Raw genomic sequence first — 24,494 nt, 5'->3', positions numbered from 1 at the left:
TCATGTGTGGTCGACGCCCGCGTTGATCTGCGTCGACAGCGGGCACGATTTCCCGAAAACCGCCCATAACGGGCTGAACTGGCGTGTGATCGGTGCTGGCCGGGACAACTCGCCCGGCGCGCGCCGCCAGTTCGACGGGAGGACGCGTGCTCGTACTGCTGCTCCTCCACCTGGTGGCGGCGCTGCTCGCACCGCTACTGGTCCGACGGTGGGGGCCACGCGCCTGCTACCCGCTCGCGCTGGTGCCCGCCGCCGCGTTCGGCTGGGCGCTGGCCCGCACCCCGACGGTCCGCGACGGCGGCGCGGTCGTCGAGACGTACCCCTGGGTCGGTCAGCTGGACCTCGACGTGGCGTTGCGGATGACGACGCTGTCCTGGCTGATGACCCTGCTGGTCGGCGGGGTCGGCGCGCTGGTCCTGGTCTACTGCGGCAGGTACTTCGCGGCCGGCTCGGTGGGCCTGCCCCGGTTCGTCGCCGTGCTTGTCGCGTTCGCCGGGGCGATGCTCGGCCTGGTCCTCGCCGACGACCTGCTGCTGCTCTACGTCTTCTGGGAACTCACCACCGTCTTCTCCTACCTGCTCATCGGGCACAGCACCGAACGGCGCTCCAGCCGCTGGGCGGCGGCCCAGGCACTTACCGTCACCACCCTGGGCGGGCTGGCCATGCTGCTCGGCTTCCTGATCCTCGGCGGACACGCCGGCACCTACCGCTGGTCGGAGATCGCCGACGCCCCGCTGCCCGCCGGCGGGACGCTTGTCGCCGCGGTGCTGCTGATCCTGACCGGCGCGCTTGCCAAGTCGGCGATCGTGCCGTTCAACGGGTGGTTGCCGGTGGCGATGGCCGCGCCCACCCCGGTCAGCGCCTATCTGCACGCGGCGGCGATGGTCAAGGCGGGTGTCTACCTGATCGGCCTGCTCGCCCCGGTGCTCGCCGACGCCGGCCCGTGGCGTCCCGTGCTGCTCACCCTCGGCCTGGTCACCATGCTCGTCGGCGGCTGGGCGGCGCTGCGTCAGTGCGACCTGAAACTCCTGCTGGCCTACGGCACGGTCAGCCAGCTCGGCCTGCTGACCGTGACGATCGGCACGGGCAGCGCGGACGCCGCGCTCGCCGGGGTGGCGATGCTGCTCGCCCACGCTCTGTTCAAGGCGGCGCTGTTCCTGGTGATCGGCATCATCGACCACGACGTCGGCACCCGCGACCTGCGGGAACTCTCCGGCCTCGGCCGTCGGGCGCCGGTGCTGGCAGCGGTCGCCACGCTCGCCGCCGCCTCGATGGCGGGCGTGCCGCCGCTGCTCGGCTTCGTCGCCAAGGAGGCGATCTTCGCGGCCACGGTCGACCGGCCCGTGGTGCTGGCCGGGCTGGTCCTGGGCACCGTGCTCACCGTCGCCTACAGCATCCGCTTCCTCTGGGGTGCCTTCGCCACCCGCCCCGGCGTCGCGGCCACCGAGCCGGAGCCGATCCCGCTGCCGATGCTCGCCCCGCCGACCCTGCTCGCGCTGGCCGGGCTGGTCGCCGGCCCCGCCGCCGCCGTGCTGGACGGCCTGCTCGGCCCGTACGCGGAACTCTTCGGCCCGCCGGACGAGACGCTCGCCCTCTGGCACGGCCTCACCCCCGCCCTCGGCCTGTCCGCCCTGGCGCTGGCCGGCGGGTTCCTGCTGCACGCGGTGCGCGGCCCGCTCGCCCCGACGCTGGCCCGGTGGCGGCTGCCGTTCAACGGCAACCAGGGGTACGAGTGGATCACCCACCGGTTCGACCGGCTGGCCATCGAGGTCACCGGAGCGACCCAGCGCGGCTCACTGCCGCTGTATCTCGGCACCGTGCTGCTGGCCCTGGTGCTGGTGCCGGGCACCGCCCTGGTCAGCACGAGCCCGTGGCGCACCCGGATCGCGGTCTGGGACAGCCCGCTGCAACTGGTGGTCGGCGTGGTCATCGGGGTCGCGGCGGTCTTCGCGGTCAACGCCCGACGGCGGCTGACCGCGATGCTGCTGGTCGGGGTGACCGGCTACGGGACGGCGATGCTGTTCGTGCTCTACGGAGCGCCCGACCTGGCGCTTACCCAGTTCCTGGTGGAGACCGCCACCATCGCCGTCTTCGTCCTGGTGTTGCGGCGACTGCCGGAGCGCTTCTCCGCCCGACCGCTGCGCCGTAGCCGGTGGGCCCGTCGGCTGCTCGGCCTCGCCGTCGGGGTGGTGCTTGCCGGTCTGGCGCTGATCGCCTCCGGGGCCCGTACCGCGGTGCCCATCTCCACCGCCTTCCCGGCGCTCGCCGTCGCCGAGGGCTACGGACGCAACGTGGTCAACGTGACCCTGGTGGACATCCGCGCCTGGGACACCATGGGGGAGATCTCGGTGCTGGTGGTGGCGGCCACCGGGGTGGCCAGTCTGATCTTCGAGCGGTCGCGCACCGGGCCGCGTCCGCGTCGGGTCGAACCCGCCTCGCGCCACCGCGACGACCGGCCGGTCTGGCTGCGCGGCGGGGCGACCCTGCACGAGCGACGGCGATCCATCGTCTTCGAGGTGGTGACCCGGCTGCTGTTCCACACCATCGTGCTCTTTTCCCTGTTCCTGCTCTTCTCCGGCCACAACGCGCCGGGCGGCGGCTTCGCCGGTGGCCTGGTGGCGAGCCTGGCGCTGGCCGTGCGCTACCTGGCCGGCGGTCGCTACGAGTTGGCCGAGGCGGCCCCGGTCGGAGCGGGCACGGTGCTCGGCGCCGGTCTGGCGATCTGCGTCGGTGGCGGCCTGCTCTCCCTGCTGACCACCGGGACCGTGCTGGAGAGCGTCAAGGTCGACCTGCCGCTGCCCGGCCTCGGCGGGCCGTACCTGGTCACCTCGCTCTTCTTCGACATCGGCGTCTACCTGATCGTGGTGGGGCTGATGCTGGACATCCTGCGCAGTCTCGGTGCCGAGATCGACAGGCACGTCGAGGCGGCCGGCAAGTCCGACCGGGGGCTCGTCGTCGACCACGAGGGGGACCGGCGGTGAGGGACGGTGGGGCGGGACCCACGCTGGTGCTGGTGATCGCCGTGGGCGTGCTCACCGCCACCGGGGTGATCCTGCTGCTGGAACGCAGCCTCACCCGGATCCTGCTCGGCGTGATCGTGTTCGGCAACGGGGTGAACCTGCTCATCCTGGTCGGTGGCCGCTCCGGTGGGGCACCTGTGGTCGGCGCCGGCCCGGAGGACGAGATGAGCGACCCGCTGCCGCAGGCGATGGTGCTCACCGCCATCGTGATCACCTTCGGGCTGACCGCCTTCCTCGCCGCCGTGGCGTACCGCAGCTGGTATCTCAGCGGCAACGACGAGGTGCAGGACGACGTGGAGGACCAGCAGATCGTCGCGCTCGCCGCCCGCAACGAGGTGGCCAACGCCGACCTCGGTGGTGAGGGGCCGGGTGACGACCCGGAGCAGGTCGACCCGCAGCCGACCCGACGACCACGCCGGTCGGGCGGTACGCGATGACCCGCCTCCTCCCGCTGCCGGTGGTGGTGCCGCTGCTCGGCGCGGCGCTCACCCTGATCCTGGTGAACCGCCCCCGGGTGCAGCGGGCCATCAGTGTGGTCGCGCTCGGCACCAACCTGGTCGTCGCGGTGCTGCTGCTGGTGCGGGCGTACCGGCATGGGCCGGTGGTGGTCGAGGTGGGCGGCTGGCACGCACCTGTCGGCATCGTGCTGGTCGCCGACCAGCTCGCCGCGCTGATGCTGGTGGTCTCCTCGGCGGTCACGCTCTGCGTGCTGCTCTACTCGGTCGGCCAGGGGCGCGCGGAGACCAGCGAGTCCGCGCCGGTGAGCATCTTCCACCCGACGTACCTGGTGCTGACGGCCGGGATCTGCAACGCGTTCCTCGCCGGTGACCTGTTCAACCTCTTCGTCGGCTTCGAGATCCTGCTCGCGGCGAGCTTCGTGCTGATCACCCTGGGCGGCACCGAGGCCCGGCTCCGCACCGGCTCGACGTACGTGGTGGTCAGCATCCTCTCCTCGATGATCTTCCTGGCCGCGGTGGGACTGGTGTACGCGGCCACCGGCACCCTCAACCTGGCGCAGCTCGCCGGCCGGCTCGACGCGCTGCCCGACGGCGTACGGCTGGCGTTGCAGTTGATGCTGCTGCTCGCCTTCGGCATCAAGGCGGCGCTCTTCCCGCTCTCCGCCTGGCTGCCGGACAGCTACCCGACCGCGCCGGCCCCGGTCACCGCCGTCTTCGCCGGCCTGCTCACCAAGGTCGGCGTCTATGCGGTCATCCGGACCCAGACCCTGCTCTTCCCCGGCACCGAGGTGGCCAACCTGCTGATGGTGGGGGCCGGGTTGACCATGGTGGTCGGCGTGCTCGGCGCGGTGGCCCAGTCGGATCTGAAGCGGCTCTTCTCGTTCACCCTGGTCAGCCACATCGGCTACATGATCTTCGGGGTGGCGCTGAGCACCACCGCCGCGCTCTCCGGCGCGATCTTCTACGTGGTGCACCACATCACCATCCAGACCACGCTGTTCCTGGTCGCCGGCCTGGTCGAGGAGCGGGCCGGCAGCACCGACCTGCGTCGGCTCGGCGGGTTGGCCCGGGTCGCCCCGCTGCTGGCGGTGCTCTTCTTCGTCCCCGCGATGAACCTGGCCGGCATCCCGCCGTTCTCCGGTTTCCTCGGCAAGGTCGGCCTGCTCCAGGCCGGGGTGGCACACGGCGGCCCGCTGCCCTGGGTGCTTGTCGTCGCCGGAACGGTGACCAGCCTGCTCACCCTCTACGCCACGTCCCGGGTGTGGAACATCGCGTTCTGGCGGGCCCCACAGCTGGCCACCGCCGACCCGGTGTCCCGGTTGCCCCGGCTGATGGTCGGGGCCACCACCGCCCTGGTGGTGCTGGGGCTGGCCCTCACCGTCGCCGCCGGCCCGCTGTTCCGGGTCACCGCCGACGCCGCCACCGACCTGCGGCTACGCACCCCGTACGTGCGGGCCGTCCTGCCCGGCGGGTCGCCGTGACCGGCGCGTCGGCACCGCGGCGTACCGGACGCCGCCGGGACCAGCTCATCGCCCTCGGCTGGTTGGTCGTCATCTGGAACCTGCTGTGGGGGCACTTCTCCCCGGCCAACCTCCTCACCGGCGTGCTTGTCGGCGGCGCGGTGCTGCTGTTCTTCCCGCTCCCGCCGGTCTCCTTCGGCGGCCGGTTGCGGCCCCGGGCGCTGCTGGTGCTCGCCGGCACCTTCGTGGTCGAACTGGTCAGCGCCAGCATCCACGTCGCCGCCATCGCCGTGCGCCCCGGTTTCCGCCCGCGCGGCGCGATCATCGGGGTGCCGCTGCGGATCCGCACCGACCTGAACCTGGCGCTCACCGCCGAGCTGCTCTCCCTGGTGCCGGGCACCCTGATCGTCGAGGTGGACCGGGACGCCGGCGTGCTCTACGTGCACGTGCTCGACGTGCGTTCGCCGGCCGACCTGACCGGCAGCCGGGACCGGATCCTCGCCGTCGAGGAACGCATCGTCCGGGCCGTCGGCTCGAACGCCGAGTTGCGGCAGCTCACCACCGAACCCACGGAGGCACCGTGATCGTCGTCCTCGCCGTCGTCCTGACCGTGCTGTTGTCGACCACCGCGCTGCTGGCGCTGGCCCGGATCTACCAGGGCCCGTCGCTGCTGGACCGGGTCATCGCCGCCGATCTGCTGCTCGCCACCATGCTCGGCGCGGTCGGCGCGGAGGCGGCGGTGAACCGGCACGCCACCACGCTGCCGGTGCTCGTGGTGCTCTCCCTGCTCGGTTTCGTCGGCTCGGTCGCCCTGGTCCGGTTCGCCGCCCGGGAGGAATCGTGAGCCGGCCCGGCGCGACACCGGGTCGCGGTCGGACGAGGCCTGCGCCGGCCACCGGGGAGCAGCCGTGAGCGTGGGTACGGTGCTCGACTGGCTGGCCGCCGTCGCCCTGGTCGCCGGGGCGCTGCTCAGCCTCGTCGCCGGGATCGGCGTGCTGCGCTTCCCGGACGTGCTGGACCGGATGCACGCCGCCACCAAACCCCAGGTGCTCGGGGTGCTGCTGCTGCTCGTCGGCTTGGCGCTGCGGCTGCGTACCACCGCCGATCTGGGCATGATCGTGCTGGTCGGGGTGTTCCAGTTGGCCACCGCGCCGGTGGCCGCCCAGATGATCGGCCGGGCCGCCTACCGGTCGGGCCGGGTCGACCGCAGCCTGCTCGACGTCGACGAGTTGGCCGAGCCCGAACCCGAGCGCCGGCCGCGGGCTGGTGGATAGCGGGACGAGCAGGAACTTTGTGCCCACCCCCAGCGGGCTCGCAGCGAGCGCGGATAGAATTGCCGGATGATCGACTCTTCTGCCCAGGAGGGCAGCAGTAGCCAGCCGGGTCGTGCCCGGCAATCCCTTGCCCCGGCGTCCACGGGAGCCCTGAGCGACCCGTGTTGATCGTCGTCGGCCTCGCACTCATCATCGTTCTCACCGCCGCCACCGGCTACTTCGTCGCCCAGGAGTTCGGCTATGTCGCCGTCGACCGGGGCAAACTCAAGCAGCTCGCCGACGACGGCGACGCCAAGGCGGCCCGCGCCCTGGAGGTCACCGGGCGGTTGTCGTTCATGCTCTCCGGCGCGCAGCTCGGCATCACGGTGACCGCCCTGCTCGTCGGTTACGCCGCCGAGCCCTACCTCGGCGCCGGGCTGGCCGAGCTGCTCGGCGGCGTCGGCGTCGCAAGCAGCGTCAGCCTGCCGCTGTCGGTGGCGTTGGCCCTGGTCATCGCCACCGTCGTGCAGATGGTCCTCGGCGAGCTGGCCCCCAAGAACCTGGCCATCGCCCGACCCGAGCCGCTGGCCCGTGCGCTGAGCCGGTCCACCCTGATCTACCTGAAGGTGGCCGGGCCGCTGATCACCCTCTTCGACCGGGCCGCCGTCCGGCTGCTGCGCCGCCTCGGCATCGAGCCGATCGAGGAGCTGCCCAGCGGTGCCACCCCCGCCGACCTGGAACAGATCATCGCCGAGTCCCGGGAGGAGGGGCACCTCGACGCCGAGATGTCCGACCTGCTCGACAGGGGTCTCGACTTCCGGGAGCTGACCGCCGGGGAGGCCATGGTCCCCCGGGTCGACGTGCACACCATCCGGGCACACGAGCCGGTCAGCCGGGTCGTCGAGCTGCTCGACACCGGCCACTCCCGCTTCCCGGTACGCGGTGCCGACGGCGTCGACGACCTGGTCGGCGTGATCGGCATCTCCGACGTGCTCGGGGTGCCCCCGGCAGAGCGGGCCACCACCCCGGTCAGCGCGGTGGCCGTACCGCCGCTGCTGGTGCCGGAGACGTTGCCACTGCCCACGGTGCTGGACCGGCTGCGGTCCGGGCACCGGCAGCTCGCCTGCGTGGTCGACGAGTACGGCGGCTTCGCCGGCGTGATCACGCTGGAGGACATCGCCGAGGAGCTGGTCGGGCCGATCCGTGACGAGGACGACCCGCCCGACCGGGCCCCGGCCCGCCAGGAGGACGGCTCCTGGGTGGTGCCGGCCCGCTGGCGGATCGACGAGGTCGCCGACAGCACAGGCATCTCCCTGCCCGAGGCCCCCGAGTACGACACCCTCTCCGGGCTGGTCATGCGGGAGCTGGGCCGGGTGCCCGAGGTGGGTGACCGGCTGGAGATCACGCTACCGGCCGACGGCGAGGAGCCGGCGGAGCGGCCGAAGGCCCTGGTCGAGGTGCTCACGGTGGACCGGCACGTGGCCGACTCCGTCCGGCTCACCATGGCCGACGACCCGGGCGTGGCGGACAGCCACGCCGCCCGCAGTGGGGAGGAACGGTCATGAGCCCCGTTGTCGCACTGCTGGTCTCGGTGCTGCTGCTCGCGCTCAACGGCTTCTTCGTGGCCGCCGAGTTCGCCCTGGTGGCGGCGAAGCGCTACCGGCTGGAACAGACCGCCGCCGGTGGCGGTCGGGCCGCCCGCGCCGCCCTGGACGGGGTACGCGAACTGTCCCTGATGCTGGCCGGCGCGCAGCTCGGCATCACCCTGTGCACGCTGGGCCTGGGCGCGTTGGCCGAACCGGCGATCGAGCACCTGCTCAGCCCGCTGCTGCACGCGGTCGGGCTGCCGGCGGCGGCCAGCCACGTCGTCGCGCTGGTCTTCGCGCTGGGGCTGGTGACGTTCCTGCACCTGGTGGTCGGCGAGATGGCCCCGAAGTCCTGGGCGATCACCGACGCCGAGCGCTCGGCGACGCTGCTGGCGCTGCCGTTCCGGGCCTTCGCCCGGGTCGCCCGGCCGGTGCTGTCCCTGCTCAACGCCCTGGCCAACGTGATGCTACGGCTGGTCGGGGTGCAGCAGCAGGACCAGCTCGCCCAGGTCCACGGCCCGGACGAGCTGCGCATCCTGCTGGAGCAGTCCCGCGAGCACGGGTTGCTCGGCGCCGAGCAGCACCAGATGCTGACCAGCATGCTGGAGTTGCAGGGCACCACCGTCGCCCAGGTGATGGAACCCTTCGACCAGATCGTCACGGTGCACCGTGACGACACCGCCGAGCGGATCGAACAGGTCAGCCGGGACAGCGGCCGGTCCCGGCTCGCCGTCCTCGACGGCGGCGGCGAGGTGTGCGGGCTGGTGCACGTCCGGGAGGCGGTCCGGGCGGTCACCACCGGCCGGGCGGCCACCGCAGCCGAGCTGATGAGCCGGTCGTTCACCCTGCCGGCCACCTCCTCGGTCACCGAAGCGGTCGCCGCGATGCGCGCCGACCAGGCCCAGTTGGCGCTGGTCCGCAACGGTGGCGGCCCGACCCGGCCGATCGGCTTCGTGGCGCTGGAGGACCTGCTCGAAGAGGTCATCGGCGAGTTCGACGACGAGACCGACCCGATCCCCCGGGGTCGCCGCCTGCGCTGACCTGGAGCGTGGTGGGGGTGGGATCCCACCACGCTCCGGCGCCACCCTGCCGGCCGCCAGGGGCACCCGAGCGGCTCAGTCGTGGAGAGTGACGTCGGGCAGCGGTCGGCCGGTGGCGTCGAACAACGCGGCCCCACAGTCGCAGCGCTCGTTGGCCAGGGTCTGGGTCGCCGACAGTTGCCAGATCAGCATCTCCGCACAGTTCGGGCAGTCCAGGCTGACCACTGTCTCCTCGGGTGGCGAGTTCCAGGCCCGCACCGGGAGGCCCTGGTGCGTCAACCCGGTCAGCTCACGCCCACCGGTCGGCGCGACGAGCACCTCGTAGGTGTCGGTGCCGTTGTCCCACACCATCAGCGTGCAGCCGAGATCTGCCAGCACACCGGCCAGATGATCGAGCTGGCGTACCGGGAAGTCACCGCGACGTAGGGTCGGATCGGCCTCGGCGGCGCGGTAGACGACTGTGGTGTCGACGTCTGTCGGTGCTGCCCCGAAGGCCAGTACCCGACCGGCCACGAACGCCGCCAGCTGACCCGGGTGCTCCTCACCGGTCCAGTCCATCCCGAACATCACATCCTCGACCCGGACCCGCCGGGCCCGCTCGTCGGGGGTCAGGACCAGCTCTTCCAGCTCTGTCACGACGAGCACGGTATCAACTGCCGGGGCTGGGTTCGCTCTCCATGGCGTCGAGGAATGCCGGGCCGGACAGGGGGAATCCAGCACCTCGCGCCGTGCCGGTGACGGGTCGCTCGGCTGGCCCGGATGAGCTGCCGGCGACCGGTCCGGGCGCGACGGCGACCGGTCCGGCAGCGGTCTGCGGGGGCAGGCGGCCGGGACGGGGTGGACAGGCGGCGACGGGGGGAGCGGCGGGGATGCGGTTGACCGGAGTGTCCCCGGAGTCCGGGGGGACCGGGTTGGCGGTGAGCACCACCCTGACCAATCCGAGCACCCGCCCGGGGCTGCGGTTGCCGGGGCGGGTGATGCTCACCGCCGGGTCGCGGGACGTGCCGATCCGACACGTACGCCTCGGACTGGTGGCCACCGCCGAACCGGACGACCCCCGCGCACCCCGCAGTCTCGTGCAGTATCACCAGGTGCCGGTGGGGGGCCGGTTCGTCGTACCGGCCGGGCGGCGGCGGGCCATCGACTTCGCGGTGCCTCTGCCCTGGGAGACCCCGGTGACGATCTTCGGCGGGGTGCCGTTGATGAGCCTGCGTACCGGGCTGCGTACCGAGGTGTCGGTGGATCCGCAGCTGGACCAGGGTGCGCTGGTGCCGATCTTCGTCCATCCGCTCCCCACCCAGCAGCATGTGCTCGCGGCGCTGGACACCCTCGGCTTCGTGCTGCGGCAGGCGGGCCTGGTGGCCAGCCGGTTGCCGGGGGTGGAACAGGGCCTACCGGTGCACCAACGTCTCGGCTACTGGGTCGCCCCGCTCTACGCCGGCCCGATCACCGAGCTGGAACTGATCTTCGTGGCCAACTCCGCCGGCCTGGAGGTGCTGCTCTGGATGGACCGGCGACTCTCGCTGACCGGGATCAGTCACCAGAGCATCAGCCGGTTCCGGATCTGGCACACCGGTGCCGAGCAACGGGACTGGGTCTCCGTCGTGGACGGCTGGTTGCGGGCGGCGATCAACCGGCACGCGGCGGCGGCCTCGCACGCACACTGGTCGGCCCGGATCACCGAGTCGGCCCACGTCAGTCGCCGACCGGACGCGCCGGTCGCGCCCGGTTACGGGTTGGGCGGCACCGGCGGCGGCGGGGGTATCGGCGGTGGCGGCGACGGCACCTGACCCGGCCGGTCCCGCGCGTGCCGACCGGCCGTGGACCGGTGACCGTGCGCTGTCCGGTCCCGCCCTGCGCTGCGGCCGATCCGCGTGCCTGGCTTGCAGGAGGGTGCCGCGCGTCCGGTCGGGCGGTCTCCGGCACCCCGGTCGGTGGGCTCGGCGTCAGACCGAGGCGGTGGCGAGCTTGATGCCGAAGCCCAGGAAGAGCACGGCGACGCCGGTGGTCGCCCCCGCGGCGAGCCGCCGACGCTGCCGGAACTGGGCGGCCAGGAAGGTGCCCGCGAAGATCAACGCGGTGAGGTAGAGCACGCTGGTCACCTGGGCGATCAGCCCGAGTAGCAGGAACGACAGCGCCGGCCAGGCGTAACCCGGGTCGACGAACTGGATGAAGAACGAGATGAAGAAGAGGATCGCCTTCGGGTTGAGCAGGCTGATCATCAGCGCCTTGCGGAACGGGCTGCGCAGCGCTGCCGGCTCGGCGGCGTCGATCAACCGGGGTGCCGCCGGGTCGTGGCGGTCGCGCCAACGCCGCGAGGCCCCGCGCAGCATGGTCAACCCGACGTACCCGAGGTAGGCCGCGCCGGCGTACTTGATCACGAGAAAGAGCGGCGGGTACGCCTTGAGTAGTGAGGCCACCCCGGCGGCGGAGAGGAGCATCAGCACCGCATCGCCGAGGAACACCCCGCCCGCCGCCCGGTAGCCGACCGCCACACCCCGCTTGGCGGCGGTGGAGAGCACGAAGAGGGAGTTCGGCCCCGGCAGCAGGATGATCGCCACCGTGCCCAACACGTACGTCCAGATGTCGGTGATGCCCAGCACGCCCGCCATCCTCACCCCACCGGTGCCGTAGGACGAAGTCTTTTCCGCAGGTTGGCCTGTGCGTTCGGCCACTCGTTGATCGTCATCGCGTATTGCACGGTGTCCCGCCAGGAGCCGTCGGGCCGTTGGCGGTGCATCCGCAGCACGCCCTCCCGGGTCGCGCCGAGCCGTTCGATCGCCGCCTGGGAGCGGGTGTTGCGGAGGTCGGTGTGCCAGACCACGCGCACCGCCCCCAGCTCGTCGAACGCCCGGCCGAGCAGCAGCAGCTTGGTCTCGGTGTTCACGCCGCTGCGCCACCACGGGCGGCCGAGCCAGGTGTAGCCGATCGCGACGCTGCGGCGCTCCGGGTCGACCTCGTAGAACGAGGTGGTGCCGACCACCGCTCCCGTCCGGGGGCAACGCTGCACCCAGGGCACCCGTTCGCCGCGCTGCCGGGCGGCCAACGCGGTGGCGACGATCGCCCGCATCGCGGCCGGGTCGGCGGGCAGCGGGTGGCCCAGGTGGGCCCAGACCTCCGGCTCGGCGGTGGCGGCGAAGAGCTCGTCGGCGTGCGCCAGGGCCAGTGGCTCCAGCAGCACGTGCGCGCCGCGCATCGGCACCGGCTCCCGCCACCGGGCCCCGCCGGAGTCCGACCCCGGCAACCCGGCGGAGCCCGGTTCCGGCAACCCGGCGGGACCGGACCGTGCAGATCGTCCCGGCGGGCCGGTGGCGGGCAGGTAGGTCGGGACGGGGGCGACCACTCCGGCGTCCGGCTCGGGTGGGCCGGCGGTCAGCCGGAGCGGCACCACCCCGGCCCAGTGCGGTAGGCCGAGGTCGGCCGGCTCGTCGCCGACCCCGCCGGTGCGGGACCGCACCGACACCTCGTGCAGGGGCAGGGCCAGGACTGCCGTCTCGGCCAGCTCCCGCCGGGACGGCGGCCGGCTGTCGGCGGCCCGCCCGGCCCCGACCTTCTCCACCAGGGCGGTCAGCGCCGCGCGCTTGTCGTCCTCGCCGGTGACCAGGCGGGCGCTGCCGTGCGCGACGACGGAGCGGTAGTTGGCGCTGTGGTGGAACTGCGAGCGCGCGTAGACCAGCCCGTCGAGCAGGGTCACCGTCACGCAGACCGGCAGCCCGGCGTCACCCCGGGCGGCGAGCAGCGGCCGGCTGCCGGTGGACCCGTGCAGGTAGAGGGTGTCGCCGATGCGGACGTGCAGGGTCGGCAGCAGTCGTGGCTCGCCGTCGACCACGAACCCCAGCACGCAGTGGTACGCCTCGTCGAGCACGGCGTGGGCGACGGCCCGGTCGTAGCTCATCCGGTCCCGGGTGCGGCTGGCGGTGGTGCGTGCGGTCGACGCGTACATGTGACATCCCGCCTTTGTGCTAGTACGATCCTGAAACTGTGGCAGCACATTATCAGATCCTCGGGTCCACGTCCGCCGCGATTTCGGCGAGCGTGGAAACCGGCATCCGCACCGGCGTTCTCGCCGCCGGCGACGCGTTGCCGCCGGTCCGCACGCTGGCCGCCGACCTGGCGGTCAGCCCGGCCACCGTCGCCCGTGCCTACCAGGAGCTGCGCCAGCGGGGCCTGGTCGCCACCGCCGGCCGGCACGGCACCCGGGTGCGGCCCCGGCCGCCGGTCGCCACCCGCCGCGCCGCCCGGCACCCCGCGCCCGCCCCCGGCACCCGCGACCTGTCCCAGGGTCAGCCCGACCTCCGGCTGCTGCCGCCGCTCGGCCCGCACCTGGCCGCGCTCGCCGCCGACATCGGCCCGCCCGCCGGCTACGCCTCGACCGGCGTGCACCCCGCACTGGCCGAGGCAGCCCGTTCCCGGCTCGCCGCCGACGGGGTGCCCGCCGACGAGCTGACCGTCACCGGGGGAGCGCTCGACGGCATCGAGCGGCTGCTCGCCAGCCAGCTGCGCCCCGGCGACGCGGTCGGGGTGGAGGATCCGGGCTGGGCCAACCTGTTCGACCTGGTCGCCGCGCTCGGCCTGCGGCCGGTCGGCGTCCCGGTCGACGACGACGGGCCGACCGTCGCCGGGGTCCGGGATGCGCTGATCCTGGGGGTACGGGCGTTGGTGGTCACCAGCCGGGCGCAGAACCCGACAGGTGCCGCCGTCTCCGCCGACCGGGCCGAAGCCCTGCGGGCGCTGCTCGCCGGCCGGTCCGACCTGCTGTTGATCGAGGACGACCACGCCGCCGAGCTGTCCCGCCTGCCCCTGCACCCGCTGGCCGGGGCCACTCCGAGCTGGGCGTTCGTCCGCTCGGTGAGCAAGCCCTTCGGGCCTGACCTGCGGCTGGCGGTGCTGGCCGGTGACGAGGTGACGGTCTCCCGGGTGGCCGGTCGGGCCCGGGTGGGCGCCGGCTGGGTCTCCACAGTCCTGCAACGACTCGTCCTGTCGCTCTGGCGCGACCCGGCCACCACGAGCCTGGTCCACCGGGCCGCCGAGGCGTACGACAGCCGCCGCTCCGGCCTGCTCGCCGCGCTCGCAGACCGGGGCCTGGTGGGGCACGGCCGCAGCGGCATCAACGTCTGGCTGCCGGTGCCCGACGAGACCACCACGGTCACCGCCCTGCGCGACACCGGCTGGTCGGTCGCTCCCGGCGGCCTCTACCGGATCGGCGCCCCGCCCGCCGTCCGGATCACGGTCAGCTCGCTCGACGACGCCGACCTCACGCCGCTGGCCGACGCGCTGGCGGCGGCCGTCCGCCCCACCGACCCGTTCGGCTTCACCGCCTGACCCGGTCCCGTCGGCCTTCTCCTGCCGGGCTGCGCGGGGACGGGAGCGGGTGGCGTGGTCAATCCCGCCCGCTGCACGAAGATCCTCCGGCGGGAGACCGCATCCCCGGCCGCGTTCAGCTGGTATCCCTCCAACCAGACCCATCCGTCGTACGTGGGCCAGTCGAGCACCCGGATGACCCGGAACCGGATGGGCCGGAGAAACTGCACGCTGGCGGCCCTGGTCACGTACACCAGATCGCCGGCCTTCACCGGCGCTCCCGGTCCCGCCAGGCACGCAGCGTCTCGCCCGCGTCGGCCAGGCGGGCGCACGAGCCGTCCGGCTGGCAGCGGGAGCAGGCGTTGCGATGGTGGAAGTCGACGACGTAGCCGGCCATGAGCACGGCGAACGGCGGCTCGGCGGATCGCTGCTCAGGCATCCGGCCAGGACCCCCGGTTGAGCTTTCGGGCATTCCGTGCGCCCCACCTGGTCTCCGAAGTCATCTGATGTGGCACCGCCGGGCGGGTGGCGAAGGGGCCGTTCCGCCCGGATGTCGCAGTCGCAGGCAGGGGCACGGCCTGCTGTACGACGTCAACGGGTTCAGTGGGCCGATGGAACCACTTCCAGCGAGACATACGCTCTCCCAGACACTCGCATGGTTGACAACCGTCCAACTATAACCCAACTCAATTGGAGCTATATAAGCAATATAGTATTACTCATAACAACCTAAATCGGACCTACGCTTTCCGCTATGGCACTGCTCAGAGGCACGCAGCTTGAGGTCTGGGGAGCTGCCGAGATCCAGGAACGCCTGGGAGTCTCAAGGCAGCGCACCTACATCCTGATCAGCCGCAGGGACTTCCCGCCTCCGGCGGCTGTTCTCAAGATGGGTCAGATCTGGTTGAAGTCCGATGTAGAGGCGTGGATCGTCGAGAAGCGACCTCACCTGCTTGAGGTGAACGAGAAGCTGTAACCGGACAATCCGGCAACCGGCCAGCGCGTCTCCGGAGGCGGGGTCGCCGGCCACGCCTGATGCTCCTGGGTGGGAAGAGGACCGGCGGGTCCCTTGTGGGGTGTCTCGTGGGACCGGGTAGAACAGTCGCCATGGCCGAGCAGACCGACGCACCCGGTGCCCAGCAGTTCATCCCGCCACAGGCCGGCACACTTGCCGAGCTGCGTACCGCCGCCACCGGCTGCCGGGGCTGCGAGCTGTACCGGGACGCCACCCAGACAGTCTTCGGCCGGGGCGACGAACGCGCCCGGGTGGTCTTCGTCGGTGAGCAGCCCGGCGACCTGGAGGACCAGAAGGGGCTGCCGTTCGTCGGCCCCGCCGGCCGGCTGCTGCGCCGGGCGGTCGACGACGCCGGTCTCGACCCCGCCCAGCTCTACATCACCAACGCGGTGAAGCACTTCCGACACGAGCTGCGCGGCCGGCGGCGCATCCACCAGACCCCGGACCGGGAGCACATCGTCGCCTGCCGGCCGTGGCTGGTCGCCGAGTTCGCCCGGCTCCGCCCCGAACTGGTGGTGGTGCTCGGGGCGACGGCGGCGAAGGCCCTGCTCGGCCCGGCGTTCCGGGTCACCCGGCAGCGCGGTGAGCTGCTGCCCTGGCCGGCCGCCGCCGAGCACCCGGAGGACTTCACCCGGGTACCCGTGGACAACGCCGGTGCGGTCGCCGACGCGCCGGTCGCCCGGATGCTGGCCACCATCCACCCGTCGGCGGTGCTGCGCGCCGACAACCAGGACGTCGCCTACCGAGGGCTGGTCGACGACCTCACCGTGGCCGCCCGCGCCCTGGCCGGCTGACCGGGTGCGGGTCCCGGCACGGCGGCACGGGGAACGGGACGGGGCGTTCCCGACCACACCCTGCCGCGCGCCGACCGGTAACCCCGGTGCGGGCAGGCTGCCGGGTGCGCGACGATGGGCCCCCCGAACCAGGAGCCTGCGATGACCGTCGACCTGCGCGCGCCAGCCCGGCCCGACGTCGCCCCGATCCAGCGGCGCACGCTGCGCCTGCTCTTCGTCACGCAGATCATCGGTGGGGTCGGGGTGGCCATCGGGATCTCGGTCGGGGCGCTGCTGGCGGCCCGGGTCGCCGGCACCGCCGTGGCCGGGCTGGCGCAGAGTTGCGGGGTGGTCGGCGCGGCGCTGCTCGCCGTACCGGTCACCCGGATCATGAACGGGCACGGGCGTCGCCCGGGGCTGGTGGTGGCGTACCTGGTCGGGGCGGTCGGGGCACTGCTGGTGGTGCTCGCCACGGTCACCGGTGGGGTGCCGCTGCTCTTCCTGGGGATGCTGCTGTTCGGCGGCGGCACGGCGGCCAACCTCCAGGCCCGCTACACGGCGGTGGACCTCGCCGAGCCGGCCCGCCGGGGCCGGCAACTCTCCCTGGTCGTCTGGGCCACCACCATCGGCTCGGTGGCGGCACCCAACTTCGCCGCGCTCGCCGACGGGGTCACCCGGGGCTGGGGCCTGCCGTCGCTGTCCGGCCCGTTCGCGTTCAGCGCCGTCGCGTTCGGCCTGGCTGCGGTCGTACTGCTGCTGTTGTTGCGGCCGGATCCGCTGCTCACCGCGCGGCGGCTCGCGGCGGCCGACGCCGGGACACCGCCGGTGGCCGGGACCGCCGCGTCGCCGGTGACGGACACCGCGCCGGGCGCGCGGCGGGTCGGCATGCGGGCGGCCTGGCGGGTGGTACGCCGGCGACCGGCCGCCCGGCTGGGCATCGCCGCCGTCGCGGTCGGCCACCTGGTGATGGTCGCGGTGATGGCGATGACCCCGGTACGCCTCGGCGAGTCGCACTCCGACGCGGACGTGCTGCGGGTCGTCGGCATCGTGCTGAGCCTGCACATCGCCGGCATGTACGCGTTCTCCCCGGTGGTGGGCTGGCTCACCGACCGGCTGGGCCGACGCGCGGTGATCCTCGGTGGGGTCGGCATGTTGCTGGCCGCCTGCGCGGTGGCCGGCACCGCCGGGCACCACACGCCGCGCCTCTCGGTCGGCCTGGCCCTGCTCGGGCTGGGCTGGTCGGCGACCATGGTGGCCGGCTCGACGTTGCTGTCCGAGGCGGTGCCGGCCGGGGTACGCCCCAGCGTGCAGGGGCTGTCCGACCTGACGATGGGGCTGGCCGGGGCGGGCGCTGCGGCGGCCAGCGGGTTCGTCATGCGGGTGGCGGGCTATCCGACGCTCACCCTGCTGGCGGCGATCGCGGTGGTGCCGCTGGTGGCGCTAGCGTTGCGTCGGGTGCCGCCGACGGCACCCGACGAGGAGGAGTGATCACGTGCGGCTGACCGACTTCTGGACCCGGCTGGACGAGGCGTTCGGGCCGGGCTACGCGGCCAGCATCGCCAGCGACCAGGTGCTCTCCCAACTCGACGGGCGGACCATCACGCAGGCGCTCGCCGCCGGTGAGCAGACCCACGTCGTGTGGCGGGCGGTGGTCGCCGCGTACCCCGACCGGGTGCCCGCCCGGCTACGTTGAGCTGCCGTTCCGGCACTTCCGCGTGTCGCTTGCCGACTCGTACACCTGTTCGGCTATTGTCCACAGCGGGGTGCTCGTCCACAGCTCACGGCCCGTCGGCTGGTTTTCTGTCGGACCCAGCGCCTAGCGTGTCCGCGTGACGCGAAGCTCAGGAAAGACGCCGGCGAAGGCAGGAGTGGCAAACATGGCCGCAGGGCCCGACCGGGAGAAGGCACTCGACCTTGCTCTCGCTCAGATCGACAAGCAGTTCGGCAAGGGGTCGGTGATGCGGCTGGGCGAGCGCCCGGTCGTCCAGACGTCGGTGATCACGACCGGCTCCATCGCGCTCGACGTGGCGCTCGGGGTGGGTGGCCTGCCCCGGGGCCGGGTCGTCGAGATCTACGGCCCCGAGTCCAGCGGTAAGACCACGGTCGCCCTGCACGCGGTGGCCAACGCCCAGCGGGCCGGCGGCATCGCCGCCTTCGTCGACGCCGAGCACGCGCTCGACCCCGACTACGCGAAGGCGCTCGGCGTCGACACCGACGCCCTGCTGGTCTCCCAGCCGGACACCGGTGAGCAGGCGCTGGAGATCGTCGACATGCTGGTCCGCTCCGGCGCGATCGACATCATCGTGATCGACTCGGTGGCGGCCCTGGTGCCGCGCGCCGAGATCGAGGGCGAGATGGGCGACAGCCACGTCGGTCTCCAGGCCCGGCTGATGAGCCAGGCGCTGCGGAAGATCACCGGCGTGCTCAACAACACCGGCACCACGGCGATCTTCATCAACCAGCTCCGCGAGAAGATCGGCGTCATGTTCGGATGTATGTCGTACTCGACCAGGGTGACCCTGGCCGACGGCACCCAGGAGAAGATCGGCAAGATCGTCAATCAGCGGATGGACGTCGAGGTTCTCTCCTACAACCCGGAAACCGACCGGGTGGAGCCGAAGCGGATCACCAACTGGTTCAACAACGGCCCTGCCGAGCAGTTCCTCCAGTTCACCGTGGCGAAGTCGGGCGGCAATGGCCGCGCACAGTTCGCCGCCACCGCCAATCACATGATTCGTACGCCCGGCGGTTGGCGGGAGGCTGGCGAGTTGATCGCCGGTGACCGGGTCATGCTGGCTGAGCCGCGGCGGCTGAGTGAGCAGCAGTGGCAGGTCGTGCTCGGTTCCCTGATGGGTGACGGTGCCCTCTCGCCCAACCGGGCAGACCGCTCTGGTGTCCGGTTCCGCCTCGGGCACGGCGCGGCGCAGGTCGACTATCTCGACTGGAAGGCGTCCCTGCTCGGCAACATCACCCACTCCCGCCGCACCGATGATCGTGGCGCTGCGTTCGTCGACTTCACGCCGCTGCCCGAGTTGGACGAGCTGCGTCGCGCGGTCTACCTGGGCGACGGCAGGAAGCACCTCAGCTGGGACTACCTCAAGGCCCTGACCCCGCTGGCCCTCGCGGTGTGGTACATGGACGACGGGTGCTTCACCGTCCGCTCCAAGGGTGTGCAGGAGCGTACCGCCGGTGGCTCCGGGCGGATCGAGATCTGCGTGGAGGCGATGGCGGAGGGCAGCCGTGATCGGCTGGTCGAGCACCTGCGCGACGCGTACGGCATGGAGGTGAAGCTGGTTGCCCGGGGTGCCCGGGGGACCGCGTCGATCATCTTCACCACGGCGTCGTCCGCCCGGTTCCAGGAGTTGGTTGCGCCGTACGTGCCGGCGGCGATGGAGTCGAAGCTGCTGCCGCGGTTCCGGGGGCAGTGCGCGGTCGAGCCGCAGTTCGCCTCAGTGGAGCTCACCCCGGTGCCGGCGCGGATCATCGACGTGCACGTCAAGCCTCGGACCCGCTCGATGAACCGGTTCGACATCGAGGTCGAGGGCAACCACAACTACTTCGTCGACGGGGTCATGGTGCACAACAGCCCCGAGACGACCACCGGTGGTCGGGCGCTGAAGTTCTACGCCTCGGTCCGGCTCGACGTGCGCCGCATCGAGAGCCTCAAGGACGGCACCGACGTGGTCGGTAACCGCACCCGGGTCAAGGTCGTCAAGAACAAGGTCGCCGCGCCGTTCAAGCAGGCCGAGTTCGACATCATGTACGGCAAGGGCATCTCCCGCGAGGGCTCGCTGATCGACGTCGGCGTGGAGCAGGCGATCATCCGCAAGTCCGGTGCCTGGTACACCTACGACGGTGACCAGCTCGGCCAGGGCAAGGAGAAGGCCCGGGAGTTCCTCAAGGAGAACCCGGACGTGGCCGCCGAGATCGAGAAGAAGATCCTGGAGAAGCTCGGCGTCGGGGTCGGCGCGAGTGATGCCGCCGGTGGCCCCGAGCTGCCGCCTGTCGACTTCTGACCGGTAGCGGTCGGATGGCAGGACGACGCGCCCGCACGGGGCGGGGCTGGGATGCCGCCCCTCCCCGCGCGGGTACCGACCACTCATCCCGGGCCGATGCCCACGACCCGGCCGGCACCGCCGACGGCCCGCCCTGGGCCGAAGGCACCAGCTCCCGGCGGGGTCGCCGGGGGCGGCCCGACGGGGCCGAGTCGACCCCGGTCGAGTCGACGCCCCGCGACGAGGGCGAGCTGGCCCGGGAGATCTGCCTGCGGCAGCTCGCGGTGCGTCCGCGTACCCGGGCCGAGCTGGCCGGGGCGTTGGCCAAGAAGGGCATCTCCGACGAGGTGTCCGCTCAGGTGCTCGACCGCTACGACGAGGTCGGCATCATCGACGACGCCGCCTTCGCCCGCGCCTGGGTCTCCAGCCGGCACAACGGTCGCGGTCTGGCCCGCCGGGCGCTCGCCAACGAGCTGCGTCAGCGTGGTGTGGACGGCGAAGTGGCAAGCGAGGCCCTCGGCGAGTTGGACGAGGAGACCGAGGCGGCCACCGCCCGTGCCCTGGTCGACCGGAAACTACGGACCGCCCGGGGCGAACCCGACGCGGTGTTCCGGCGGCTGGTCGGCATGCTCGCCCGCAAGGGCTACCCACCCGGGGTGGCGATCCGGGCGGTGAAGGACGCGCTGGCCGCCCAGAGCGCCGAGGCCGCCGAGTTCGCCGAGCAGATCGACGCCGACGCGCTGGCCGAGGCCGAGGGCGAGCGGGGCTGACCGGGCGTGTGGAAGGCGTCCCTCAACGGCACCCGTTCGCGTGCCGAGCACCCCGCCGTGCCGTTGACCGCCGCCGAGCTGGCCGCCGACGCGGTCCGCTGTGCGGCGCTGGGGGTGGCGGCGGTGCACGTACACCCCCGGGACGCCGAGGGGGTCGAGTCGCTGTCGCCGCTGGTGATCGCCGACGCGGTGACCGCCATCCGCGCCGCCCGGCCCGGCCTGCCGGTGGGGGTGAGCACCGGGGCGTGGATCGCGCCCGACCCGACCGCCCGGGTCGCCGCCGTACGCGCCTGGTCGGTGCTGCCCGACTTCGCCTCGGTCAACGCGCACGAGGACGGTGCCGAGGCGGTCGCGGCGGCCCTGCACGAGCGCGGCGTGCTGGTCGAGGCCGGCCTCTGGACGGTGGACGCGGGCCGGGCCTGGCGACGCTGGCGGGTGCCGGCCGGTCGGCTCCTGGTCGAGTGCCTGGCCGACGATCCGGACCAGGCGCTGGCCGACGCCGCCGACATGCTCGCCACCCTCGCCGCTCTCGCCCCCGGCGGTCCTCCGGTGCTGCTGCACGGCGAAGGACCCGCCACCTGGCCGGTGCTCCTCGACGCGGTACGCCGGGGTCTGGACACCCGGATCGGCCTGGAGGACACCCTCCACCTCCCGGACGGTGCACCGGCCCCCGACAACGCCGCCCTGGTGGCACACGCCCACGCCCTGGGCACCACCTGATCCCTGCCTGATCCCGCTGACCCTGCCTGATCCCGCTTGGCCCGCCGATTCCGCCCGGCTCCTCGCCCCTGTTGCCTGGCCCTTCACTCCTGGCTCGGTGGAGCAGCGGGGGCGGGGCTGGGCAACGTGCCTGGCTGGGTGGAGCAGCAGGGGCGGAGGCTGGGCAACGGGAGTAATAGGCCGGGCAACAGGAGGAACAAGCCGGGTAACGGGAGTGAAGGGACCGGCCCCACCGGCTCATGCTGCGGTTCCCCCTGTCCCCCTCTGTCCCCTCTGTCCCCTCTGTCCCCTCTGTCCCCCTGTCCGGCTCTCCGCGGTCGTCGTCCGATCTCATCCGCTCCGGATCGGGTGGCACCCGCAAGATTGTGCTCGATCCTGGTTGTCAACACCGTTGCGTCAACGCCGTGGGCGGCTGGTAAACCCGGGACAGGAAGTGCCCGATCGGGGAGCGGGGTGGGCGGCCCGCTTGGCGATCATGGAGTGGTGGTGCCGACTTTGGGGGCTTTGCGGGCGTTCTGTTACCCACCACAACTCCATGATCGGCGAGGCAGCGCTGGTTGACGAACAGCCGTTCCACCTAACGCAACGGTGTTGACCTGGTTGTAGTGGTATCCGTCGCGTTCGAGGCCACTACAACCAGGAACGTTCGAGGCCACTACAACCAGGGAATAATGCGATCTTGTAGGCGTAGGCGTAGGCGTAGGCGTAGGCGTAGGCGCAGGCGCAGGCGAGTGGGGGCGGGGCGGGGGGACGGTCGGGGTTGCGGGGAGCGGTCTGGTCCGGAGGGTGATCGGTGGGGCGTACCGCTGGGAGGTTTGTGGTCTCGTGTCCGGACTTGCATCACCAATGGGTGACGTTGCCAACTCTCTCCGTTCGGGGGGTTTGATCATGAGTTCTTGACCGATCGGCCTTCCGAGACCTAGCCTCGCCATACAGGCTCACTTTGCCCGACCAGCGCAGGCTAAGCGCACAACATAGATCTCGTAACAGAACCGCATCACTTTGGCCAGCTCCACCGGCCTTGACGGTCGTTCCGGACAGCCGGTCCGGAGCCGACCCGACAACTGCACCCGGCTGTCGGCGATGCCGCATGGGCACCGCCGACGGAGAGCTATCCCCACGGCCAGCCGCTCGGTCGGGCGTCCAGAGCCGCAGAGGTGCGTGCCCATCGGCACGGTTCCCCTGCGGCGTAGACGTTTGGGGAGGCACGACCATGGTGGGTCGGCACAGGGACCGGGGGTCCCCAGGAGGCGGTGGCGAGCGCGGGTGCGCCGACGCGGTGTGGCGGCCCACCGGCCCTGGTGACGGGACATCGGCATGAACACCTTCGACGTGGTGCTCCTGGTCGTCGTCGGGGTCCTCGCCCTGGTGGTGGTCGGTGCCGTCCTGATCGGCGTCCGGGCGTTGCGCCGCATCGGTGCCGCCCCGGCCCCGGAGGACCCCGCCTTTATCGCCGAGAAGGACCGTCAGGAACAGTCGCTTGCCGCGTTGCGGACCGCCGCCGACGAGGTGAACAGCACCATCGACGTGGCGAAGTCCGCCGCCTCGGCGGCCCGTGCCGAGGCGGCCGGGGCCAAGGCGGAGGCGAAGTCGGCCCGGGCGGAGGCCCGGCGGGTCCTCGACGACGCCCGGGCCGAGGCGGACACCGTCCTGGAGCGCGCCCACAAGCAGGCCGAGGCGGACGCCGAGCAGTTGCGCGCCAGCGCCCGGCGCAGCGGTGAGCGTGAGGTGGCGGTGCTCGCCGCCACGACGCGGGAGCAGGCGGCCGAGGTGGAACGCCGGGCCGCCCGGATGGACGAGCGGGAGCGGCTGCACACCGAGGAGGTGGAGCGGCTGGCCGAACGCGAGCGGCAGCTCACCGCCGCCAGCGCCGCGTTGGCCGAGCGGGAGGCGGCGATCAGCGCCCGGGAGGCGGCGCTGACGGTGGCCGAGGAGCAGCGGCGTCGGGAGTTGGAACGCGTCGCCGGGCTGACCGCCGATTCGGCCCGCACGGAGCTGATCGAGGTGATCGAGACCCAGGCGAAGCGGGAGGCGGCGCTGCTGGTGCGGGACATCGAGTCCGACGCCCGCAACACCGCCGAGCAGCGCGCCCGGCACATCGTGGTGGACGCCATCCAGCGGGTGGCCAGCGAGCAGACCGCGGAGAGCGTGGTAAGCGTGCTGCACCTGCCGGGGGACGAGATGAAGGGGCGGATCATCGGCCGGGAGGGGCGCAACATCCGCGCCTTCGAGTCGGTGACCGGGGTCAACCTGATCATCGACGACACCCCGGAGGCGGTGCTGCTCTCCTGCTTCGACCCGGTGCGCCGCGAGGTCGGCCGGCTCACCCTGGAGAAGTTGGTCCTCGACGGCCGGATCCATCCGCACCGGATCGAGGAGGTGCACGACCTGGCCCGGCAGGAGGTGGAGGAGCTGTGCCACCGGGCCGCCGAGGACGCGCTGGTGGAGGTGGGCATCACCGAGATCCACCCCGAGCTGGTCACCCTGCTCGGTCGGCTGCGCTACCGCACGTCGTACGGGCAGAACGTGCTCAAGCACCTGGTGGAGACCGCGCACATCGCCGGGATCATGGCCGCCGAGCTGCGGCTGGACGTGCCGACGATAAAGCGGTCGGCGTTCCTGCACGACATCGGCAAGGCGCTCACCCACGAGGTGGAGGGCAGCCACGCCATCATCGGCGCCGACCTGGCCCGCAAGTACGGCGAGAGCGAGGACGTGGTGCACGCCATCGAGGCGCACCACAACGAAGTGCCGCCGCAGACCATCGAGGCGGTCCTCACCCAGGCGTCCGACGCCTGCTCGGGCGGTCGGCCCGGGGCCCGGCGGGAGAGCCTGGAGGCGTACGTCAAGCGGCTGGAGCGGATCGAGGAGATCGCGGCCGGCAAGATCGGCGTGGAGAAGGTCTTCGCCATGCAGGCGGGCCGGGAGATCCGGGTGATGGTCAAGCCGGACGACGTCGACGACATCGGCGCGGCGGTCCTCGCGCGGGACGTGGCCAAGCAGATCGAGGAGGAGTTGACCTACCCGGGGCAGATCCGGGTGACAGTGGTCCGCGAGTCCCGGGTCACCGAGATCGCCCGTTGACCGGTCCGGGGCGCGGGAG

General features: G+C 72.4%; 22 protein-coding genes and 3 pseudogenes. 20 read left to right on the top strand and 5 right to left on the bottom strand.

Translation table 11 applies throughout. The features are described 5' to 3' along the window. The first annotated feature begins 146 nt into the window (after positions 1 to 146). The 8 genes from AC0AIB_RS13180 to AC0AIB_RS13145 all read left to right on the top strand — a co-directional run bounded on the left by AC0AIB_RS13180 (position 147) and on the right by AC0AIB_RS13145 (position 8,817). On the top strand, positions 147 to 2,981 hold the full coding sequence (locus AC0AIB_RS13180; protein WP_328338898.1) for a Na+/H+ antiporter subunit A: 2,835 nt from the start codon (positions 147 to 149) through the stop codon (positions 2,979 to 2,981). Continuing rightward, positions 2,978 to 3,457, top strand: a complete 480-nt coding sequence (locus AC0AIB_RS13175) for a Na(+)/H(+) antiporter subunit C (RefSeq protein ID WP_328338896.1) — start codon at positions 2,978 to 2,980, stop codon at positions 3,455 to 3,457. Before AC0AIB_RS13180 ends, AC0AIB_RS13175 begins: the two co-directional genes overlap by 4 nt. Continuing rightward, positions 3,454 to 4,959 carry a Na+/H+ antiporter subunit D gene (locus tag AC0AIB_RS13170; protein ID WP_465096749.1) on the top strand — a complete coding sequence of 502 codons (1,506 nt, stop codon included), beginning with the start codon at positions 3,454 to 3,456 and terminating at the stop codon, positions 4,957 to 4,959. The genes AC0AIB_RS13175 and AC0AIB_RS13170 overlap by 4 nt, the downstream gene beginning before the upstream one ends. Further along, positions 4,956 to 5,522 (top strand): Na+/H+ antiporter subunit E, encoded by a 567-nt coding sequence (locus AC0AIB_RS13165; RefSeq protein WP_328338892.1) that lies wholly within the window; start codon positions 4,956 to 4,958, stop codon positions 5,520 to 5,522. Before AC0AIB_RS13170 ends, AC0AIB_RS13165 begins: the two co-directional genes overlap by 4 nt. Continuing rightward, positions 5,519 to 5,782 (top strand): MrpF/PhaF family protein, encoded by a 264-nt coding sequence (locus AC0AIB_RS13160; RefSeq protein ID WP_465096748.1) that lies wholly within the window; start codon positions 5,519 to 5,521, stop codon positions 5,780 to 5,782. The genes AC0AIB_RS13165 and AC0AIB_RS13160 overlap by 4 nt, the downstream gene beginning before the upstream one ends. Positions 5,783 to 5,846: 64 nt before the next feature. Beyond that, positions 5,847 to 6,212, top strand: coding sequence for a monovalent cation/H(+) antiporter subunit G (gene mnhG / locus AC0AIB_RS13155; protein WP_442930472.1), 366 nt, complete (start codon positions 5,847 to 5,849; stop codon positions 6,210 to 6,212). Between the two features lie 161 nt (positions 6,213 to 6,373). Continuing rightward, complete coding sequence (locus tag AC0AIB_RS13150; protein ID WP_465096747.1) at positions 6,374 to 7,756, top strand: hemolysin family protein; 1,383 nt, start codon at positions 6,374 to 6,376, stop codon at positions 7,754 to 7,756. Continuing rightward, positions 7,753 to 8,817 carry a hemolysin family protein gene (locus AC0AIB_RS13145; RefSeq protein ID WP_328338886.1) on the top strand — a complete coding sequence of 355 codons (1,065 nt, stop codon included), beginning with the start codon at positions 7,753 to 7,755 and terminating at the stop codon, positions 8,815 to 8,817. Before AC0AIB_RS13150 ends, AC0AIB_RS13145 begins: the two co-directional genes overlap by 4 nt. A gap of 75 nt (positions 8,818 to 8,892) precedes the next feature. On the opposite strand, the gene AC0AIB_RS13140 is transcribed toward AC0AIB_RS13145, so the two are convergent. Then, positions 8,893 to 9,453, bottom strand: coding sequence for a hypothetical protein (locus tag AC0AIB_RS13140; RefSeq protein ID WP_465096746.1), 561 nt, complete (start codon positions 9,451 to 9,453; stop codon positions 8,893 to 8,895). A 233-nt stretch (positions 9,454 to 9,686) separates the two neighbouring features. On the opposite strand from AC0AIB_RS13140, the gene AC0AIB_RS13135 reads away from it, so the two are divergent. Then, entirely contained in the window at positions 9,687 to 10,607 is a 921-nt protein-coding gene (locus tag AC0AIB_RS13135) for a sporulation protein (protein ID WP_328338882.1), read from the top strand. 156 nt (positions 10,608 to 10,763) lie between these two features. Here AC0AIB_RS13135 and leuE read toward each other — a convergent pair whose 3' ends face one another. Beyond that, positions 10,764 to 11,429: a leucine efflux protein LeuE gene (gene leuE / locus AC0AIB_RS13130; protein ID WP_328338880.1), complete on the bottom strand. Its 666-nt coding sequence runs from the start codon at positions 11,427 to 11,429 to the stop codon at positions 10,764 to 10,766. A 2-nt stretch (positions 11,430 to 11,431) separates the two neighbouring features. Beyond that, the gene (locus tag AC0AIB_RS13125; protein WP_465096745.1) at positions 11,432 to 12,760 is read right to left on the bottom strand and encodes a bifunctional pyridoxamine 5'-phosphate oxidase family protein/GNAT family N-acetyltransferase; all 1,329 of its coding nucleotides are present in this window, start codon (positions 12,758 to 12,760) and stop codon (positions 11,432 to 11,434) included. 38 nt (positions 12,761 to 12,798) lie between these two features. Here AC0AIB_RS13125 and AC0AIB_RS13120 point away from each other — a divergent pair, with 38 nt between their 5' ends. After that, complete coding sequence (locus tag AC0AIB_RS13120) at positions 12,799 to 14,139, top strand: aminotransferase class I/II-fold pyridoxal phosphate-dependent enzyme (protein WP_465096744.1); 1,341 nt, start codon at positions 12,799 to 12,801, stop codon at positions 14,137 to 14,139. A 14-nt stretch (positions 14,140 to 14,153) separates the two neighbouring features. Here the strand turns inward: AC0AIB_RS13120 and AC0AIB_RS13115 are convergent. Both AC0AIB_RS13115 and AC0AIB_RS13110 read right to left on the bottom strand, forming a co-directional pair. Continuing rightward, positions 14,154 to 14,390: pseudogene (locus AC0AIB_RS13115) on the bottom strand (hypothetical protein); the annotation flags it as partial. Beyond that, the gene (locus AC0AIB_RS13110) at positions 14,387 to 14,557 is read right to left on the bottom strand and encodes a hypothetical protein (RefSeq protein WP_465096743.1); all 171 of its coding nucleotides are present in this window, start codon (positions 14,555 to 14,557) and stop codon (positions 14,387 to 14,389) included. The pseudogene AC0AIB_RS13115 and the gene AC0AIB_RS13110, both read right to left, overlap by 4 nt. Before the next feature lie 315 nt (positions 14,558 to 14,872). Here AC0AIB_RS13110 and AC0AIB_RS13105 point away from each other — a divergent pair, with 315 nt between their 5' ends. The 10 genes and pseudogenes from AC0AIB_RS13105 to rny all read left to right on the top strand — a co-directional run bounded on the left by AC0AIB_RS13105 (position 14,873) and on the right by rny (position 24,475). Then, positions 14,873 to 15,094 carry a helix-turn-helix transcriptional regulator gene (locus tag AC0AIB_RS13105; RefSeq protein ID WP_091249470.1) on the top strand — a complete coding sequence of 74 codons (222 nt, stop codon included), beginning with the start codon at positions 14,873 to 14,875 and terminating at the stop codon, positions 15,092 to 15,094. 131 nt (positions 15,095 to 15,225) lie between these two features. After that, a complete protein-coding gene (locus tag AC0AIB_RS13100) occupies positions 15,226 to 15,927 on the top strand; it encodes a UdgX family uracil-DNA binding protein (RefSeq protein ID WP_465096742.1) in 702 nt (233 codons plus the stop codon). Positions 15,928 to 16,068: 141 nt separating this feature from the next. After that, complete coding sequence (locus AC0AIB_RS13095) at positions 16,069 to 17,394, top strand: MFS transporter (RefSeq protein ID WP_465096741.1); 1,326 nt, start codon at positions 16,069 to 16,071, stop codon at positions 17,392 to 17,394. A 4-nt stretch (positions 17,395 to 17,398) separates the two neighbouring features. Next, positions 17,399 to 17,599: a DUF3046 domain-containing protein gene (locus AC0AIB_RS13090; protein WP_091249479.1), complete on the top strand. Its 201-nt coding sequence runs from the start codon at positions 17,399 to 17,401 to the stop codon at positions 17,597 to 17,599. Positions 17,600 to 17,783: 184 nt separating this feature from the next. Further along, positions 17,784 to 18,635, top strand: a pseudogene (gene recA, locus AC0AIB_RS13085) (recombinase RecA); the annotation flags it as partial. Then, a pseudogene (locus AC0AIB_RS13080) lies at positions 18,636 to 19,250 on the top strand (LAGLIDADG endonuclease); the annotation flags it as partial. Between the two features lie 171 nt (positions 19,251 to 19,421). Further along, entirely contained in the window at positions 19,422 to 19,922 is a 501-nt protein-coding gene (locus AC0AIB_RS13075; RefSeq protein WP_374102177.1) for a hypothetical protein, read from the top strand. A 14-nt stretch (positions 19,923 to 19,936) separates the two neighbouring features. Further along, positions 19,937 to 20,671, top strand: a complete 735-nt coding sequence (locus AC0AIB_RS13070; protein ID WP_328338864.1) for a regulatory protein RecX — start codon at positions 19,937 to 19,939, stop codon at positions 20,669 to 20,671. A gap of 6 nt (positions 20,672 to 20,677) precedes the next feature. Then, the gene (locus AC0AIB_RS13065; RefSeq protein WP_465096740.1) at positions 20,678 to 21,391 is read left to right on the top strand and encodes a 3-keto-5-aminohexanoate cleavage protein; all 714 of its coding nucleotides are present in this window, start codon (positions 20,678 to 20,680) and stop codon (positions 21,389 to 21,391) included. Between the two features lie 1,317 nt (positions 21,392 to 22,708). After that, positions 22,709 to 24,475, top strand: coding sequence for a ribonuclease Y (rny, locus tag AC0AIB_RS13060; protein ID WP_328338860.1), 1,767 nt, complete (start codon positions 22,709 to 22,711; stop codon positions 24,473 to 24,475). The last annotated feature ends 19 nt before the right edge of the window (positions 24,476 to 24,494 follow it).

Source organism: Micromonospora sp. DSM 43699, from assembly GCF_055517075.1.
This window is presented reverse-complemented; position numbering and strand designations above follow the sequence as displayed.